This window comes from Micromonospora sp. NPDC049801 (genome assembly GCF_040656575.1).
In the GTDB taxonomy this organism is placed as follows: Bacteria; Actinomycetota; Actinomycetes; order Mycobacteriales; family Micromonosporaceae; genus Micromonospora.
The window spans coordinates 33,164-34,732 of record NZ_JBFAMS010000026.1; the positions used below are offsets into that span (position 1 = coordinate 33,164).

Here is a 1,569-nt window from a genome sequence, read left to right on the forward strand (position 1 = left end):
GGGGGCCCGCGCGCCCCACCCGGGGCGGGCCCGGGCCGCCGCCCATAGACCCCCCCCCGGCGGCGGCCCGCCCCCGCGGGTTCACCCCCCCCGCCGGACCGCTTCGTGTACGGGTTGGTCACGCCGCCAGGGTGGCGAAGACGACCACGTTGTCGGGGTAGCTGCGCACGGTCTCGTCGAACTGGCCGCCGCACGTCACCACCCGCAGGCCGGGCCGGTCGTTCGGCCCGTAGACCAACTCGGTGGGGAAGGACGTCTTCGGGTACGACTTCACCGAGTCGACCCGGAACGTCGCCGGCCGGCCATCCGCCCGCCGCACGGTGATCGTGTCACCGGGCACGAGCGCGCCAAGATCGAAGAAGACGGCCGGGCCGAGCTTCGCCGAGTCCACGTGCCCGACGATGACCGCGTTACCGGTCTCGCCGGGGCTGGCCCCCGGCTCGTACCAACCAGCCCGGTCGGCCTGCTCCAGCGGGGGGACCTGGACGGTGCCGTCCGGGTTGGTGCCCAGCGACATGATCGTCGCGTCGACGCCGATCCGGGGAATCTCGATGGTGGTCGGAGCGGACCGGGTCAGCGCGGTCGGCGCCGCTTCGCCGTCGACGGGTGGGATGTCGCTGTCGGGGACCGCCGACCCGCTGACCTCGGGGCCGGCCTGGGCCAACGGCTGTGGGGGTCGGGGAGCGGGCGTGGTCTGCAACGAGGCGCCGATCATGCCGGCGCCGATCATGGCGAGGGTGACGACGACGGCCGCACCGGCGGCACGCCACGGTCTCCCGTGACGGCCGCCGGCCGGTGTCGCCGTCACGTCAGGCGAGCGAACCATCGGTCCGCCGACGACGCATCAGCACGATCCCGCCGAGCGCGGCAGCGCCGAGCAGGCTCGCACCGCCGGTGGCCAGGCCACGGTCGGTGCCGGTGCTGACGCCGCCGTCACCACCGTCGACCCCGCCGTGCGGCAGGACGACCAGTTCGCCCTCGCCGCACGAGCCCTTGAGCTCGTAGCGACCCGGCTTGGCGTCCTTGTCGACCTTGGCCTCGCCGTAGTAGACGAACTCGCGCTCGTCGTCGCGGCCGCCCTTGTCCCAGCTCTTGTCGGAGCCGTACTCGTCGTCGGAGCCGTAGTCGTGGCCCTCGGATTCGTGGCCCTTGGACTCCCAGCTCTTGTCGGAGCCGTACTCGTCGTCGGAGCCGTAGTCGTGGCCCTCGGATTCGTGGCCCTTGGACTCCCAGCTCTTCTCCGAGCCGTACTCGTCGTCCGAGCCGTAGTCGTGGCCCTTGGACTCGTCGTCCTTGGACTCCCAGCTCTTGTCGGAGCCGTACTCGTCGTCCGAGCCGTAGTCGTGGCCCTCGGACTCGTGGCCCTTGGACTCCCAGCTCTTGTCGGAGCCGTACTCGTCGTCGGAGCCGTAGTCGTGGCCCTCGGACTCGTGGCCCTTGGACTCCCAGTCCTTCTTGTCTTCGTCCTTGGAGTCCCAGTCCTTCTTGTCTTCGTCCTTGGAGTCCCAGTCCTTCTTGTCTTCGTCCTTGGAGTCCCAGTCCTTCTTGTCTTCGTCCTTGGAGTCCCAG

The 1,569-nt window shown here is 70.7% G+C and carries 1 protein-coding gene and 1 pseudogene; both read right to left on the minus strand.

The features are described from left to right. Positions 1-118: 118 nt before the first annotated feature. Positions 119-808 carry a class F sortase gene (locus AB0I89_RS31460; RefSeq protein WP_357134211.1) on the minus strand — a complete coding sequence of 230 codons (690 nt, stop codon included), beginning with the start codon at positions 806-808 and terminating at the stop codon, positions 119-121. Position 809: 1 nt separating this feature from the next. Continuing rightward, positions 810-1,569 (minus strand): annotated as a pseudogene (locus tag AB0I89_RS31465) (hypothetical protein); the annotation flags it as partial.